Below are 16,008 nucleotides of genomic sequence, written 5' to 3'. Positions count from 1 at the left end.
GTTGTTTACATTTGTGAGGCAATAAATTAAAATACTAATGAACTTACACGAATATCAAGCAAAAGAAATTTTAAATAGTTTTGGCGTACGCATACAACGCGGAAAAGTAGCACAAAATGCTCAAGAAGCTGTTGACGCTGCAAAAGAATTAACAACAGAGACAGGAACTAGCTGGTTTGTTGTTAAAGCACAAGTTCACGCTGGTGGACGTGGTAAAGGTGGAGGCGTAAAATTAGCCAAAAGTCTAGAAGAAGTAGAAAGAATTTCTGGTGAGATTATAGGAATGGATCTTGTTACACCACAAACATCTGCAGAAGGTAAAAGAGTACATCAAGTATTAATTGCTGAAGATGTATACTACCCTGGAGAAACTGAAACAGACGAATTTTACGTATCTGTATTATTAAACCGTGGTACTGGACGTAATATGATTATGTATTCTACTGAAGGTGGAATGGATATTGAAACTGTTGCAGAAGAAACTCCGCATTTAATTTTTACTGAAGAAATAGATCCTGCTGTAGGTATTTTACCTTTCCAAGCAAGACGTGTTGCTTTTAATTTAGGATTATCTGGAAACGCATTTAAAGAAATGACTAAATTCGTTACTAACCTGTATACAGCTTATGTAAAGTCTGACGCTTCTTTATTTGAAATTAACCCAGTTTTAAAAACTAGCGATAATAATATCCTTGCTGTAGATGCTAAAGTTACTATTGACGATAATGCAATGTACAGACATAAAGATTATTTAGCTTTACGTGACATACGTGAAGAAAGTGCTATTGAAGTTGAAGCAGGAGAACTAGGATTAAACTATGTAGATTTAGACGGAAACGTTGGATGTATGGTTAACGGTGCTGGTTTAGCAATGGCTACTATGGATTTAATTAAACAAGCAGGTGGTGAGCCAGCTAACTTTTTAGATGTTGGAGGTACTGCTGATGCTGCTCGTGTAGAAGCTGCTTTTAAAATTATCTTAAAAGACCCTAACGTAAAAGCAATCCTTATTAACATATTTGGAGGTATTGTACGTTGCGACAGAGTTGCTCAAGGTGTTATTGATGCTTATAAAAACATGGGTAATATCAATGTGCCAATTATTGTACGTTTACAAGGAACAAATGCAGATATCGCGAAAGAATTAATCGATAATTCTGGATTGGACGTTATGAGTGCTACTCAATTCCAAGAAGCTGCAGATAAAGTACAACAAGTATTAGCTTAGTCTAAACTTAAGATACTATAATAAAATTAAAGCGTCTAACTTAAGAGTTAGACGCTTTTTTCTTTGATGCTGTTTTGTGGGTTTCTGATTTTTTAGAAGCCGTCTTTTTGCCATCATTTTTCTTTTTAACAGACTTCTTTTCGTCATTGGTTGTAGACGAAATTTTCTTAGGTAAAGGACCACGTAAGTGAATTACTAAACCGTTTAAAAAGTTTCTTAAAATCTGATCGCCACATTCCATGTATTTTGGATGGTCTTCTTTTCTAAAAAAGGCACCCAATTCACTTTTACTGATTCTAAAATCTACCAATTCTAAAATCTTAACAATATCATCATCTCTTAATTTTAATGCGACACGTAATTTTTTAAGAACATCATTATTTGTCATATCTCTTTATTTTTTTATTCAAAGTTTTTCTAAAAACCTATCGCTTTTAGATTTTAGGTTGTTTTTTCAATTTTTGTGCATTTTTTACAGGTTTTATCCTTTAGTTTTTATAAAAAATGAACGTGATTACTTACTTGTTAATCAGTGTGTTATAAAGCGTTTTTTAATGTTAAAAATACTATAAAAACATAAGGGTTAGGTTGTAACTCTCATGTTTTAAATGTGTTAACATGGGTAAACGCATCATAATTATCGACTAAATACAAGCGATTTTTCGACAAGTTACATTATATCTACGATTATAAAATATCTATTATAATTAACTTTATAATATTAATAATTTTTACTCCCTCAAATATGATAAATCGTGTAGAAAAATTAAGTTTATTGTCAGAAATGATTGCTTTTGCTAAAACAGATGACAAGATAAAAACTATTGAGTACAATTTTCTGTTAGGAGTATCTCAGCAACTAGATATTTCAAGAGAAGATTTTGAATACCTTATGAAGCATCCAATTGCTTATAAACATATTGAGTCTTATAGCGAACGCATAGTACAATTTCATCGTCTCGTGTTGTTAATGAACTTAGATAGCGAACGTAGTGAAAAAGAAGTTGTAAAACTTTTTAACTTTGGACTACGTATGGGCTTAAGTCATGAATCTATAAACAAAGTCTTATACTTAATGGATGGTTTCCCTAATAAAATTGTGCCACCAGATGTATTAATAGATATTTTTAAAGTACAGTATAACTAATTACTGTTTTAACTGATCGAGTTTGTCTTGATACTGTTTAATCTCGTCTCTAAATTTCGCAGCTTGCATAAAGTCTAAATCTTTTGCAGCAGCTTCCATTAATTTTCGGCGATCTCTAATATTTTGTTCTAATTGCGGTTTTGTTAAATACTCACTTTCTGGTTCGGCAGCTTTAAGGGCTTCTAGTTCGTAGCTATACGTGCTAACCGAATTTTTTGCTAAAGCACTGTCTAAGCTTTTATTTAATGCTTTAGGCACCATATTATGGGCCGTATTGTAATTAATTTGTTTTTCGCGTCTGTATTCTGTTTCATCTATCGTTTTCTGCATACTTTTAGTAATCTTATCAGCATACATAATTGCTTTTCCATTTAAGTTTCTTGCGGCACGACCTACGGTTTGTGTTAGCGACCTTTCAGAACGTAAAAAACCTTCTTTATCGGCATCCAAAATAGCTACTAAAGACACTTCTGGTAAATCTAAACCTTCACGTAATAAGTTAACACCTACTAGCACATCAAATAAACCCTTACGTAAATCTTGCATGATTTCTACACGCTCTAAAGTATCTACATCACTGTGTATATAGCGACAACGAATTTGAATACGGTCTAAGTATTTTGTTAACTCTTCTGCCATACGTTTAGTAAGCGTAGTTACTAAAGTACGTTCGTCTTTTTCAATTCTTTGCTGAATTTCTTCAATTAAATCGTCTATTTGATTTAAACTTGGTCTCACTTCAATAATAGGATCCAAGAGTCCTGTCGGACGAATAATTTGCTCGACATACACACCATCACTTTTTTGTAATTCGTAATCTGCTGGTGTAGCACTCACATAAATCACTTGGTTTTGTAGTGCTTCAAACTCTTCAAACTTTAATGGACGATTATCCATTGCAGCGGGTAATCTAAACCCGTAATCTACTAAGTTTTCCTTTCGACTTCTATCTCCACCATACATCGCATGTACTTGAGAAATGGTCACGTGACTTTCGTCGACTACCATTAAGAAATCGTCTGGAAAATAATCTAGTAAACAGAAGGGTCTTGTGCCGGGTTGTCTGCCATCTAGATATCTCGAGTAGTTTTCAATACCTGAACAATATCCTAGTTCTCGAATCATTTCTAAATCGAATTCGGTACGCTCTTTTAAACGTTTCGCTTCTAAATGCTTCCCGATGTCTTTAAAATAATCGTGTTGCTTAACCAAATCGTCCTGAATATCTTTTATCGCACCCTGAAGTACATCTGGAGAAGTCACAAACATATTTGCAGGATAAATGGTAAGACGATCGTATTTTTCAATGATTTCGTTGGTTTGCACATTAAAGGCTTCGATTTCTTCAATTTCGTCTCCAAAAAAGTGAATACGAAATGCATCATCTGCATAACTCGGAAAAATATCTACGGTGTCTCCTTTAATTCTGAAACTTCCATGATTAAATTCTGCTTCGGTTCTGGAATACAAACTTTGAACCAAGCGGTGTAATAGTTTAGTACGAGATATTACCTGATCACGTTCTAATGATATTACATTTTTCTGAAATTCTACCGGGTTTCCAATACCGTATAAACAAGATACTGAAGCGACAACTAAGACGTCGCGACGTCCAGATAATAAAGATGAGGTGGTGCTTAAACGCAGTTTTTCAATCTCTTCGTTTATAGATAAATCTTTTTCTATATAGGTTCCTGAAACAGGAATATAAGCTTCAGGCTGATAATAGTCGTAGTAGGATACAAAATACTCGACTGCATTATCTGGAAAAAACTGCTTAAATTCGGAATACAACTGTGCTGCCAAAGTTTTATTATGAGCTAAAACTAGGGTAGGGCGTTGTACTTCTTGAATAACGTTAGCAACGGTAAAGGTTTTTCCTGAGCCAGTAACTCCCAATAAGGTCTGAAACTTTTCGTCGGAGTTTATACCATGCGTTAATTGTTTAATTGCAGCAGGTTGATCTCCGGTAGGCTCGAATTCTGATTTTATTTTAAATTGCATGTTACAAATTTAAACAATTTGTGCATAAGAAAAATAAAAGTGAACGGACTGTTTTTTTTAGCGTTTTAAACTAAAGTGCGATTTAAAAGTGCGGCCATCTTCTAAGGTTAATGTAAACCAATAATCGTCTGATGGCAATGGTGTTCCATTTTGTGTACCATCCCAACCTTCGTCAGTTGTTCTTAATTCTTTTACAAGTTGGCCATAACGGTTAAAGATTAAGATTGTAGATCTTAAAACTAAAGTTTGAGATTCATTATCTATTTTCCAAGTGTCGTGGTAGCCGTCTCCATTAGGTGTGAAGAATTTTGGAAATCCTAGAATGTCAACATTTGCTTCAGAAATACCACAATTGTTTTTTACATCCTTAACTTTTACAATATAATGCCCTGGATAGACATTTGTAAAATAATTACTGCTTTGGTAAGCTGTATAGGGATCACCATCTTTAAATAAGGCGTATTCATAATTTCCTAAACCAGTAGTCGATACTGTAACAGTGTTAATATCTCTAAGGTCTTCAACTTTAATATCTGTGATGGTAGCAGAACCAGATTCTTCTAAATTATATGTTTTTAATTCTACGCAATTTGTCGTCTTGTCTGTAATAACTACACTATAACTTCCGTTAGGGAATACATTATAATCATAACTTGTTGCTCCCGATATTACTGTGTCATTCAAGAGCCATTGGTAGGTGTAATTATTCATTTCTGATGCAGATACCCCAGCATTTAAATAAACTTCGGTGTCTGTACAGTAATAAGCTGTTTCTATTGTAATCTCTGCATCTATTGAGATTAAAGAGAACGATTGGTCTGTATAACATCCGGTATTTGTATTTGTTGCACGGACATAGATTATTTGATTTTCTATAGTATTGGCAAACGCATTTGGCGATGTAATTGGCGAGGCTGAAGATGTTGTTTCAGGGTTAGTGTCGTAAAAAAGCACATCTGTATCAAAGCTTACAACGGCATCGTTTAAGTTAAATATGGTAAGTCCGTCATTATATGGGGAAGACATATCGCATTGTGTAATATCTTGTGTTTCTAATTGAGGCGTACCGATTAATTTAATAGTGAAGGATGTAACGGCATAACAGTTTGTATTCCCCAGATTTTCAACACGTGCATAAATATCTTGTTCTTCAAAAAGGTTTGTATAGTTGCTTGGCGTTGAAATTTGATTGGTATCCGATTCGGCATCAACTAATGTTTCAAAATATACAACTTGATAATCTTGGTCGCTTTGACTTCCAAGAGTTTCAGCTTCATTGATGGTTAAATCTATGGTTTCAGTTCCATCGTTACCAACATCACAAATGGTGTTTATATCAGAAGTTGGGTTGGCAACTGGAATATCGTAAAAAGTAACATAAGCTTCTCCTTCTATAAGCTCACAAATTGTAGCGCTTTCTGGAGTGATTAGTACTCTGTAAACACCTTCTTTGTTTGCTTCCATGGTCCAAGGCTCAGTTTGATTTGCTATTTGGTCGCCATTATAAGTCCAATAGTAATCGGCATTTGTAATTTCTTCAGCTCTTAAGGTATAAGTCTCTCCAACGCATAACGGTAAAATGCTCGTTTCTACGCCATCGCTAGCATGGATAATATCAATTTTCTGATTAAAAAACGATTGAATGAATGGCGGTAAGCCTTGGGTAGAATTGTTTCCGCCTAAATCGATAGCATTATGGTTGTAATTCGCATCTGTTCCTGCAGCGTTAGGGTTTTCAATGACACCTAAATACGGTAATCCGATATCATATGTAGATGCAAGTGCTCTATAAATTTTTCCATCAGGACCCAATTGTAAAGCGCCTCTAAATAAATTTCTGTTATCTAAAGTAACCTGCGAATCTGATATGTTTAATGCTTCTATATCGTATTGAATTAAAGACGATCTGTGATTTGAAGCAATGTCTGATCCATTTCCATTAAAATCGTTAGAGGCATGAATGTATAAATATCTGTTGTTTGAAGAAAATTCTGCACCGTAAGATTGGTTACTTGTTGTGGTTTTAATTGAAAGTTCTTGCTGATTGCTAACGGTTCCAGTATCTGTATCGAAATCGTATAAAAATAGACCATCACCGACATTTGCACTCACTAATTTTGTACCATCTGGCGATAGTTTTAAAGCGCCTCGACGCTCTGTAACTCCAGAAATTACAATGGATTTTACCGGTGTAGTATCTATAGTTTGGTCGTTAATTGAATAAGCATAAAACGTGTCAAACTGGGAGCCATCGTCGTTACCTGTGGCGGTAGATAATGTTATAACCCAAATAGATTCTGTCTCGCAGTCTCTTACAACAGCACTTAGTTTTTCTGAACTATAAGAAAGAAGGTTTTGGTTTTTTAGAGTAACTCTTCCTAATCCACCATTTTCAGTTATATCTACAATAGAATAGTTAAATCCTTCGCTAGTATCGCTATTACTAATAACCGTGTCTACAGTGAAAATGTAAAATAAATTATCGTTACCAGGAAATGGGACTACAATTGCAGATTGTGTGCTGGAAGAATTTCCATATAGGAAATAACCATTTTCCATCACCTCATGATTTCTATTGTATACCGTTGTCCCATCTGTGTAAAATAAAAGGTTACCGTCTTCATCTGAGATAGAAGACGATCCCTCATAGGTGTTTATCTTACCATCTGTTAATGCAGTGACTTCACCTGTGCTGGAATTAAAATGTATTCCAGCATTTTCGCCAAAATACCAATTGGCAGCTTCAAATTGAGCAAAAAGGAAACCATGCATTAAACATGCAATAACGATAAAAGAATACTTCATGAATTAGGGGAAACTTGGCTGTTAGTTTCCCAAATATATTATAAATCTCTTTTCATTAACAATTTATGAGATAAAAAGACAAAAATAGCAGTCCAAACCAAAACAATGATTATATCCGAACTGTGAACAGCATAATCGTACATCATTTCTGTTTTATCCGGAAATTTAGTTATCATAACACGCTGAAATGGTTGCTTAATTAAATTGTACATAGATTTAAGCGGGAAGAATCCTTGAATTTTTTCTGCGGTTTCTGTGCCCGTTTGCCAGGCCATAACACCAAAAATAATCCACTCTACAATATATAATACAAAAAGCGCTCCCAATGCAAAAGCCGAACGTTTTACAAGCATAGCTAGACATAAACACAGACTAAAAAAGCCAACGAGTTTTACAAAATAGGCCAGTAAAAAATTAGTTTCTCTAAAAATAATGCTTAATTCTGTGTAGCTAGAATAGTATAAACCAATGCACAACGTTGCAATACCTATTAATAGAGTTGCTATTAAGGAGAAAAATACAATCGTGTAAAATTTAGATAAAATGAATTCTTTTTTACTTAATCCGTCTATTAAATTCTGTTTTATGGTTTTGTTGCTGTATTCGTTACCAATCATGCTCACCACAACAATGGCAAAGAAAAATTTAAATTGCGATGCAAAAAAGGTGGTTATATGCCAAATAATAGGGAAATTAAAAATGCCTAATTCTCCTAGTTCTAAGGTGAATAAACCGAAAAAGTTAATTTTTATAGAAGATAATATTAGTACTGTAAATGGTAAAATAAATGAAATAAAAATCAATACTTTACTGGCGCGATTAAGTAGAAGTTTTTGTAATTCTAAATTTAAAAGTCTTAACATAGTTTTGATTTTTGGCTTATTGGTTGTCTGTTAATTGTAAAAATTGTTCTTCTAGGCTTTGTTTACGTTTCACTAAATGAGAGAGCACTATCCCTTTTTCAAATAAGATTTTGTTTAGCTCTAAGGCTTCTAAGGGTTCATTTAATAATACTTTTAAAACGCCATGATCTTCAGTAATGGTTCCGAAAGTGTCATTAGTTTCTAAAAATGTTTTTAAGGCTGTGACATTTTCTGCTTTTAGCTCAAAGAATCCGTGACTCGCAATCATTTCGTCTACGCGGCCAGAATATAATTTTACACCTTTTCTTAACACCACCACATGCGTACATACTTTTTCAACTTCATCTAATAAATGCGAAGCCAATAAAATAGTTGTTCCGTTTTGGGCAATTTGCTTAATAATCTCTCTAATTTGATGAATCCCTTGCGGATCTAAACCGTTTGTTGGTTCGTCTAAAATTAAAATTTCAGGATCGTTTAATAGGGCAGAAGCAATCGCCAAACGTTGTTTCATCCCTAAAGAAAAGGTTTGGAATTTGCTGTTTTTTCTATCTAATAGACCAACAACGTCTAATTTTTCTTCAATTTTACTAAAGTCTATGCCTTTAATTTTACATACTAATTTTAAATTTTGCTCTGCCGTCATGTACGGATAAAAATTAGGACGCTCGATAATAGCTCCTACTTTCTTTAAAGCATCGTGTGTAGAAATGTCTCCACCAAACCAACTAAAATCGCCAGACGTTTTATTAACAACATTTAAAACAATACCTAATGTGGTAGATTTACCACTACCGTTAGGACCTAAAATGCCGTAAACATTGCCTTTTTTAATAGTGAATGATAGATTATTAACTGCTGTAAGAGCACCGAATTTCTTTGTAAGATTGTGAATTGTGAGTATGCCTGCCAAAATGGATGGTTTTGTGGTTATATTAGTAAGACGAATATCAATTAAATTTGTTACAAGCTACTAAATAAAAGCTTAAAATTGAGTAATTTTGTATTTATGGATGATTTAAAAATATCAAAGAAGAAGCCGTCATTTCCTATTACAGAAAAGTTAGATCACTATCTATCTGAATATAATAGGAATTTTGAACTCCCTATTTTTTATGATGATTTATTGCGTTTTCAAGGTGCTATAAATGTGTATGATAAAGACGATGAAGACACACTTTGGCTCCGCGTATATTATAACGATTATGAGCGCGAGGAAATAGATTTATCACTAAAACGTGTGTATTCTAATTTGGTATCTGATGGTAACGAAAAGATTTTTCAATTTTTAAGTGTAGATTGTATAGACTTTTGCACATTCGGAAATTCGCAACCCTTTCGTATTAAAGTCCGTAATATTTTAAATGATAACTATACCCATTTTTATATTAAAAAAGCGGATGCCTCTCGTGTATACGGATTAGAATTGGAGCATATGTTATCTCCAAATAGTCTTAACTTTTTGGTATATAGAGATACATTAATTGAAGAGCATATTGCTGGAATTCCTGGCGATGTGTTTATAAAAGATATGTTACCCAATTGTACGTCTTCAGAGAAATCGCAAATCGCTAAAGAATTTGTAAAGTTTAATGAACGCTGTATGATTCGTCTTTTAGGAGATATGCGTTCTTACAATTATGTGGTAATTCCTACGCACGATTTTGATCAGATTGTATATAAAGTGCGTGCCATAGATTTTGATCAGCAATGTTACGAAGGAAAATTTAATATTTACCGTCCGCAATTTTTTAAAGAAAATCGTGATATGGTTCAGTTGGTTAAGGAAAAAATTAGCGATACATCTATAGACCAATACAAGGTAGAGGAACGTTCTATCATCGCAAAACGTGTTATTAGTTATAAAAAACGCCTTAATAAGCTAATTGATTGCATGATACATGATAAAATATCATCTCAAGAAAATGTAGAGCAATTAGGATCTATAATTTATAACTATACTTTAGATATGAATTTTAGACATAGCGAAAGTATGGGCGAAATTTTAAAACATGGATTAGACTTTGTAAAACGTAATTACGAAGACGTAAACATGAAAAAACTAATGTAGTTAATTCCAGTTTTCGTCGAAATCTAAATTGTCGTAATCGTCTAAGTCTAGGTCGTCATCAAATTCGTCAAAATCATCAAGGTCGTCATCCGACTCGAAGTTTCTTTCAGGAACTTCATCTGGAATTTGACCATGTACAAACATTAAGTTCGGGTAATCTACACCTTCAACAACGTCTACTATTTCAGCGAGTTCAACAAAGAATGTCCACATATTAAAGAAGTCGTAAACATAAATAAGCTTAGTTTGTTCACTATGTAAAATGCTATTAAGCTTAGTTGAGTTCATCAAACTAACAGATTCCTGCCCGTCGCTTAAATCGAATAAAGAGAATTCTTCACCTTGATTCCATTCGTCATCACTCACGTAAAATGATGCCATTTCATTACCATCAAAACCAAAAGCTTGGGTGATAATATTGTGTAAATCTTCTAATGTATCGTCGTTACGAATTTCTAAATCGCGGAATACATCCTCTTCTGTATCGTTGTCTAAGATAATTCTAAATCTATAAATCATGCTGAAAAATTAAAGGTCAAATATACTATTTTTATGATTACTTGCTAAAGCGATGTAGCTTAAATGTCATAGCTGTTAATAAGAAAAATGCACCTACTTGATGTAAAACACCTAGCCATACAGGAACGTATAGTATAAGTGTGAATACGCCTAATAAGAACTGAAAAACGACTAAGATTAATAAGGCATTAATCGCCTTTTTTTGATTACTAGTTAATTGTAATGGTTTAGATTTATACCACAAAAATACAATTAGAGAGACTACTACAATGGCAAGCATTCTGTGTACAAATTGAATACCACTAGGGTTTTCTAATATGTTTGCCGTAAAAGAATCGAAAGCGTAAACACTCGGGTGTATAAACTTACCATCGTTCATTAATGGCCAATGGTTATGTAATAAACCAGCTTTTAAACCTGCAATAAATGCGCCATATATAATCTGAATTAACAACACGATATAGGTTACGATAATCAGGTTTCTGTACTTAGTATTAACTTGTTTTTTAGTAGGGTAAATTAAATCTAAAGCCACCCAAAGTGTTGCTGCAAAAGTTAAAAAGGCTGCGGTTAAGTGTGCTGCTAGTCTAAAATGACTTACGTCTGGCATGTCTACCAATCCACTTTTAACCATATACCAACCTAAAAAGCCTTGAAAACCACCTAAACCAAGTAAAACGATACATTTTTTTATAGTTGATTTCGTGAGCTGTTTAGTAATTAAAAAATAAACAAATGGGAAAAAGAATACTAAACCTATCATACGGCCAATAAGACGGTGCAACCATTCCCAAAAGTAAATGCTTTTAAAATCGCTTATGGTAAAATGAGAGTTGTAATGTTTAAACTCTGGATGTTGCTGATACAATTCAAAAGCGTCTTGCCATTCTGCGTCTCCAATTGGCGGAATAGTTCCTGTTAGGAGTTTATAGTTTGATATAGAAAGTCCTGAATCTGTTAGGCGCGTAATTCCGCCAATAATAACCATAATAAAGATTAAAAAACATCCCGTTAATAACCAATATATAACGTTTTTGCTGTCTTTAGTTTTCATAACCAAAAGTTTATTAATTTTTGAGACTTTACTTTCTTACTGATTAAGCTTTAGCAGCTACCAATCCTAATTTATGTCCTGTTTTCAACATTAAATTAAAGGCAGCATCGTATTCGTTAGGGATTTCACCTTCTAAAATAGCTTCTTTAATCGCATCTTTTATAATCCCGATTTCTCTTGATGGTTTTAAATTAAACGTATTCATAATTTCTTCTCCAGAAATTGGTGGTTGGAAATTACGAACATGGTCGCGAGCTTCTACTTCAACAATCTTATCTCTTACAATTTTAAAATTGTTGTGGTATTTTTTAAATTTCTTTGGATTCTTGGTCGTAATATCTGCTTCGCAAAGAGTCATTAAATCTTCAACATCTTCTCCAGCATCAAAAATTAAACGTCTAACGGCAGAATCTGTTACAATATCTTGAGCTAAAACAATAGGTCTTGAACTCATGAGTACCATTTTCTGAACAAATTTCATTTTATCATTCAATGGCATTTTTAAACGCTTAAATAAGCGATACGCCATTTTAGAACCTTCAAATTCATGTCCGTGAAAGGTCCAACCTACTTTTTTGCTAAACTTTTTAGTTGGAGCTTTTCCTATATCATGCAGTAATGCAGCCCAACGTAACCAAACGTTATCTGTGTGTTCAGAAATATTATCTACCACTTCTAGAGTGTGATAAAAATTATCTTTATGGCGTTGCCCCTCAACTTCATCAATGCCTTTTAATGCCGTAATTTCAGGAAGGATGTAACTTAATAGATTTGTTTGTTCTAGTAATAAAAATCCGATAGATGGCACTTTGCTTTCTAGAATTTTATTTAATTCAACAATAATACGCTCTTTAGTGATAATGTCTAAACGGTGACTATTTCGTGTAATGGCATTTAAAGATTCTGCTTCAATTTCAAAATTTAATTGTGTTGCGAATCTTATTGCACGCATCATACGAAGCGGATCGTCACTATACGTAATATCTGGGTTAAGTGGTGTGCGAATTATTTTTTGTTCTAAATCTTGAATTCCATTAAACGGATCTAAAAGATTACCAAAACGGTCTTCATTTAAATCTAAGGCCAGCGCATTAATGGTGAAATCGCGTCGGTTTTGGTCGTCTTCTAACGTACCATTTTCAACGACAGGATTTCTGCTGTCTTCATTATAAGATTCTTTTCTGGCTCCTACAAATTCGATCTCAATATCATTATAACGTAACATGGCTGTGCCATAGGTTTTAAAGACTTGAACTTTAGGTTTATTAGGTAAGTTTTTAGCGACTTCTCTGGCAAGTTCTATACCGCTACCAATGGCAACAATATCGATGTCTTTTGCCGAGCCACGATCTAATATAAAATCGCGAACAAACCCTCCAATAACATAGCTGTCTAATTGAAGCGTTTTAGCGGATTGCGAAATTATTTTAAATATTGGGTTCTGTAATGCTGCTTTGTAATTCATTTATAAAATTCCAATTTACAAATTCCAAATTCCAACATGTGTAGTTTGAGATTTGGTTCTTGAAATTTGAGATGTTACTCTCTTATCACTTTTACAATACCATTGTTGCTTAATTTAATAATAGACGACGGTTTTGTGTTCTTTTTTTCGTGGTGCAAATTTACGACATAGTCTACACCTTTTAAAATATCGGGAGCTATTTCTTTAAATGATTTTGGAGTTGGATAACCACTTACATTCGCTGATGTTGAGACAATAGCCCCATTAAATCTGCGCATTAATTGAAAACAAAACTCATCATCTGGAATACGAATGGCTATGGTGTTGTCTTCTGCAATTAAATTTTGAGCTAAATTTTGAGGTTCGTCGTAAATAATTGTAACAGGTTCTTCGTGAATATCGAAAATACTAAAAGCGGCCTCAGGTATTTTTTTTACATATTTATTGAGCATTCTATCGTCTGCTACTAAACAAATTAAAGCTTTGCTGTCTTCTCGTTTTTTAAGCTGAAATATTTTTTTAACGGCTTCTGGATTAGACGCATCGCAACCAATTCCCCAAACTGTATCTGTAGGGTAGAGTATAAGTCCGCCAGCTTTAAGAACGGTTAGTGCATTTTTTATTTCTGTATTCATAATACTTTAATTAGCGGTGTAATTTAAAATGCAAAGAAACCAAAACAATTTTAAATACGAATCAATTGTTATTAAAAGCAAAAAAGTAATTGTAATTTTGCGCTATGAAATACGTGGTAAATAAAAACTATTTAAGCGCTCAGGAATTCCTAACAGATTGTATTATTAATTTTGATACAAAAGGAACCAATTTTGGTAATCAAAAACGCAATGCCCTAAAACTATTTAATCTTAATGGAGATACTATTAATATTAAGTCGTTTAAGGTTCCCAATATCGTGAATCAAATTGCTTATAAATTTTTTAGAAAAAGCAAAGCACAGCGGTCTTACGAGTATGCGTCTAAACTTAAGAGCTTAGGTATTAATACGCCAGAGCCTATTGCATATTACGAGTTTACCACTCCATCTTTATTTAAAAAGAGTTATTATGTTAGTGCACAATTAGAGTGCGATTTAACGTATAGAGAGCTTACACGCGATTTAAATTATCCCGATCATGAGGCCATTTTACGCGCATTTACCAGATTTACTTACAAACTTCATGAAAGTGAAATTAAGTTTTTAGATCATTCTCCTGGTAACACTTTAATTAAAAAAGTGGGGGATGGGTATGAATTTTACCTTGTAGATTTAAATAGAATGGAATTTAAACCATTAACTTTTGAAGAGCGTATTAAAAACTTTTCAAGATTAACGACTCATAAATCTATGGTGAAAACAATGAGTGATGAATATGCTAAAGTTTCTGGTGAAAATTTTAATGCCATTTTTAGTTTAATGTGGATGGAAACTGAAGCTTTTCAAGAAAAAGCTGAAAACAAAAAACTATTAAAAAAGAAATTAAAATTTTGGAAGCATTAAGCTTATACTCTGTTTTTTCTTAATAACCAAAGCTTGATATACCTCATAAAAATAACATAAGCTTGTATGGTCCCAATAGTAAAACCTACAAGACCGTCTCTAAAACCGGCTTGTATAATATAGTGCTTAAAGAATCCCCAAAATGGCTTTATAACAAAATGGTAAGGTGTTAGTTTTCCTGTTTTTTTATCGTAATCTTTAGCTTGCCACCATGCATAGCGATTCATCTTTTCTAAATACTTATCGAAAGTAATGTATGTGTTGTGGTAAAATTTGTGTTCTAGCTTACCTATAGATCCGTTTACTTTTATTTCGGCATGTACATGCTTGTCTTCATACGCACATAAATCGCGTTTAAAAAGACGAATTACTTTATCGTTTCTCCAACCACTGTAATGTACGCGTTCGCCCATAAAGTGGTTCATTCGTCCTATCCAATAGGCAACATCTTTTGGGTTTTTAAGGGTGTTTAAAATTTCAGCTTTTAATTCTGGAGTCACACGTTCGTCGGCATCAACCAATAAAATCCATTCGTGCTTAGCTTGCGGAATGGCCCAATTTTTTTGTGAAGCAGAGTATTCGTATTCTCTTCGGATAACTTTTGTAGCTAGTTTTTTTGCGACATCGTAGGTGCCGTCGGTACTAAAACTATCTACAACTAATATTTCATCTGCAAAATTTACAGATGCAATAACAGCTTCAATATTATGAATTTCATTTCCAGTAGGAATAATTGCTGTAATTTTAGTCATGTTGTGTAGGTATGGTATAGGGGCTGTTGTAACTTTTAAAAGTAAAATAATTTAAAAGTTTACGGATTTTATATTTACGGATTAAATTTAATGGTTTTCGTTTTAAATACCTTTTGTCGGCATGTAAAAATGAAATGGTTGCGTCTATGACGCGGGCACTAGATTTTCCATCAGAATAGGGGTGTAAATCTTTAATGAAAAATTGAATGTTTTTTATTAATTCTTTAGATGGGTTTAAGGCTACATGAAATGCAGATTCTAATTCACTAGCTTGATGTGTGTGAATTAAATAATTATGTTCAAACGTATGGTTAAATGCAACGACTGGTTTCTCCTGCAGTAAAAATTCTTGAATCGCAGAAGTCGTATCTGCAAACATAATATCTGCTTGCTTATACAGAGGCACTAAATCTGTGGTGTTATGAAAAACAAAGTTCTCGTTGTTTAATGCTTGCCATTTTTCAACGATATGTTCTGGTAATTTAGGGTGTAATACCATGATAAAGTTGAAAGTTCCATCTAATGATAAGCGTTTAATTTCTTGATAAACATCGTCGTTAAAAGCTAAACTCAAACGTTCTGTAAATGTAGAGGCTATCATA

14 protein-coding genes and 1 pseudogene are annotated in these 16,008 nt (G+C 33.4%); 4 read left to right on the top strand and 11 right to left on the bottom strand.

The window, feature by feature from the left end:
• The first annotated feature begins 37 nt into the window (after window positions 1-37).
• Window positions 38-1,228 (top strand): ADP-forming succinate--CoA ligase subunit beta, encoded by a 1,191-nt coding sequence (sucC, locus tag AST99_RS08370; RefSeq protein ID WP_057781391.1) that lies wholly within the window; start codon window positions 38-40, stop codon window positions 1,226-1,228.
• Between the two features lie 40 nt (window positions 1,229-1,268).
• On the opposite strand, the gene AST99_RS08365 is transcribed toward sucC, so the two are convergent.
• Entirely contained in the window at window positions 1,269-1,616 is a 348-nt protein-coding gene (locus tag AST99_RS08365; RefSeq protein ID WP_057781390.1) for a DUF1456 family protein, read from the bottom strand.
• Window positions 1,617-1,973: 357 nt separating this feature from the next.
• Between AST99_RS08365 and AST99_RS08360 the strand changes: the two genes are divergently transcribed.
• On the top strand, window positions 1,974-2,375 hold the full coding sequence (locus AST99_RS08360) for a hypothetical protein (RefSeq protein WP_057781389.1): 402 nt from the start codon (window positions 1,974-1,976) through the stop codon (window positions 2,373-2,375).
• Here the strand turns inward: AST99_RS08360 and uvrB are convergent, their stop codons facing one another.
• From uvrB to AST99_RS08340, 4 genes are read right to left on the bottom strand one after another with little or no spacing between them, the layout of a single operon-like run.
• Window positions 2,376-4,379: an excinuclease ABC subunit UvrB gene (gene uvrB, locus AST99_RS08355; protein WP_057781388.1), complete on the bottom strand. Its 2,004-nt coding sequence runs from the start codon at window positions 4,377-4,379 to the stop codon at window positions 2,376-2,378.
• A gap of 57 nt (window positions 4,380-4,436) precedes the next feature.
• A complete protein-coding gene (locus AST99_RS08350; protein WP_057781387.1) occupies window positions 4,437-7,184 on the bottom strand; it encodes a T9SS type B sorting domain-containing protein in 2,748 nt (915 codons plus the stop codon).
• 38 nt (window positions 7,185-7,222) lie between these two features.
• Window positions 7,223-8,047: an ABC transporter permease gene (locus tag AST99_RS08345; protein WP_057781386.1), complete on the bottom strand. Its 825-nt coding sequence runs from the start codon at window positions 8,045-8,047 to the stop codon at window positions 7,223-7,225.
• A gap of 16 nt (window positions 8,048-8,063) precedes the next feature.
• On the bottom strand, window positions 8,064-8,960 hold the full coding sequence (locus AST99_RS08340) for an ABC transporter ATP-binding protein (RefSeq protein WP_083495645.1): 897 nt from the start codon (window positions 8,958-8,960) through the stop codon (window positions 8,064-8,066).
• Between the two features lie 96 nt (window positions 8,961-9,056).
• Between AST99_RS08340 and AST99_RS08335 the strand changes: the two genes are divergently transcribed.
• Window positions 9,057-10,118, top strand: coding sequence for a hypothetical protein (locus AST99_RS08335; protein WP_057781384.1), 1,062 nt, complete (start codon window positions 9,057-9,059; stop codon window positions 10,116-10,118).
• On the opposite strand, the gene AST99_RS08330 is transcribed toward AST99_RS08335, so the two are convergent.
• The 4 genes from AST99_RS08330 to AST99_RS08315 all read right to left on the bottom strand — a co-directional run bounded on the left by AST99_RS08330 (window position 10,119) and on the right by AST99_RS08315 (window position 13,791).
• On the bottom strand, window positions 10,119-10,637 hold the full coding sequence (locus tag AST99_RS08330) for an IS1096 element passenger TnpR family protein (protein WP_057781383.1): 519 nt from the start codon (window positions 10,635-10,637) through the stop codon (window positions 10,119-10,121). It lies immediately after the preceding gene.
• A 37-nt stretch (window positions 10,638-10,674) separates the two neighbouring features.
• A complete protein-coding gene (locus AST99_RS08325; protein WP_057781382.1) occupies window positions 10,675-11,691 on the bottom strand; it encodes a COX15/CtaA family protein in 1,017 nt (338 codons plus the stop codon).
• A gap of 43 nt (window positions 11,692-11,734) precedes the next feature.
• Window positions 11,735-13,156, bottom strand: a complete 1,422-nt coding sequence (locus AST99_RS08320) for a CCA tRNA nucleotidyltransferase (RefSeq protein ID WP_057781381.1) — start codon at window positions 13,154-13,156, stop codon at window positions 11,735-11,737.
• Window positions 13,157-13,230: 74 nt separating this feature from the next.
• Entirely contained in the window at window positions 13,231-13,791 is a 561-nt protein-coding gene (locus AST99_RS08315) for an L-threonylcarbamoyladenylate synthase (protein WP_057781380.1), read from the bottom strand.
• 104 nt (window positions 13,792-13,895) lie between these two features.
• Here AST99_RS08315 and AST99_RS08310 point away from each other — a divergent pair, with 104 nt between their 5' ends.
• Entirely contained in the window at window positions 13,896-14,654 is a 759-nt protein-coding gene (locus tag AST99_RS08310) for a lipopolysaccharide kinase InaA family protein (RefSeq protein WP_057781379.1), read from the top strand.
• Between the two features lie 2 nt (window positions 14,655-14,656).
• On the opposite strand, the gene AST99_RS08305 is transcribed toward AST99_RS08310, so the two are convergent.
• Both AST99_RS08305 and AST99_RS08300 read right to left on the bottom strand, forming a co-directional pair.
• Window positions 14,657-15,406 carry a glycosyltransferase family 2 protein gene (locus tag AST99_RS08305; protein WP_057781378.1) on the bottom strand — a complete coding sequence of 250 codons (750 nt, stop codon included), beginning with the start codon at window positions 15,404-15,406 and terminating at the stop codon, window positions 14,657-14,659.
• A pseudogene (locus AST99_RS08300) lies at window positions 15,399-16,008 on the bottom strand (CDP-glycerol glycerophosphotransferase); the annotation flags it as partial. The gene AST99_RS08305 and the pseudogene AST99_RS08300, both read right to left, overlap by 8 nt.

Source organism: Formosa algae (genome assembly GCF_001439665.1).
Taxonomy (GTDB): Bacteria; Bacteroidota; Bacteroidia; order Flavobacteriales; family Flavobacteriaceae; genus Formosa; species Formosa algae.
This window is presented reverse-complemented; position numbering and strand designations above follow the sequence as displayed.

Coding starts and splice junctions, on each gene's coding strand:
- sucC (WP_057781391.1), top strand. CDS start 38: ATGAACTTACACGAATATCAAGCAAAAGAAATTTTAAATAGTTTTGGC.
- AST99_RS08365 (WP_057781390.1), bottom strand. CDS start 1,616: ATGACAAATAATGATGTTCTTAAAAAATTACGTGTCGCATTAAAATTA.
- AST99_RS08360 (WP_057781389.1), top strand. CDS start 1,974: ATGATAAATCGTGTAGAAAAATTAAGTTTATTGTCAGAAATGATTGCT.
- uvrB (WP_057781388.1), bottom strand. CDS start 4,379: ATGCAATTTAAAATAAAATCAGAATTCGAGCCTACCGGAGATCAACCT.
- AST99_RS08350 (WP_057781387.1), bottom strand. CDS start 7,184: ATGAAGTATTCTTTTATCGTTATTGCATGTTTAATGCATGGTTTCCTT.
- AST99_RS08345 (WP_057781386.1), bottom strand. CDS start 8,047: ATGTTAAGACTTTTAAATTTAGAATTACAAAAACTTCTACTTAATCGC.
- AST99_RS08335 (WP_057781384.1), top strand. CDS start 9,057: ATGGATGATTTAAAAATATCAAAGAAGAAGCCGTCATTTCCTATTACA.
- AST99_RS08330 (WP_057781383.1), bottom strand. CDS start 10,637: ATGATTTATAGATTTAGAATTATCTTAGACAACGATACAGAAGAGGAT.
- AST99_RS08325 (WP_057781382.1), bottom strand. CDS start 11,691: ATGAAAACTAAAGACAGCAAAAACGTTATATATTGGTTATTAACGGGA.
- AST99_RS08320 (WP_057781381.1), bottom strand. CDS start 13,156: ATGAATTACAAAGCAGCATTACAGAACCCAATATTTAAAATAATTTCG.
- AST99_RS08315 (WP_057781380.1), bottom strand. CDS start 13,791: ATGAATACAGAAATAAAAAATGCACTAACCGTTCTTAAAGCTGGCGGA.
- AST99_RS08310 (WP_057781379.1), top strand. CDS start 13,896: ATGAAATACGTGGTAAATAAAAACTATTTAAGCGCTCAGGAATTCCTA.
- AST99_RS08305 (WP_057781378.1), bottom strand. CDS start 15,406: ATGACTAAAATTACAGCAATTATTCCTACTGGAAATGAAATTCATAAT.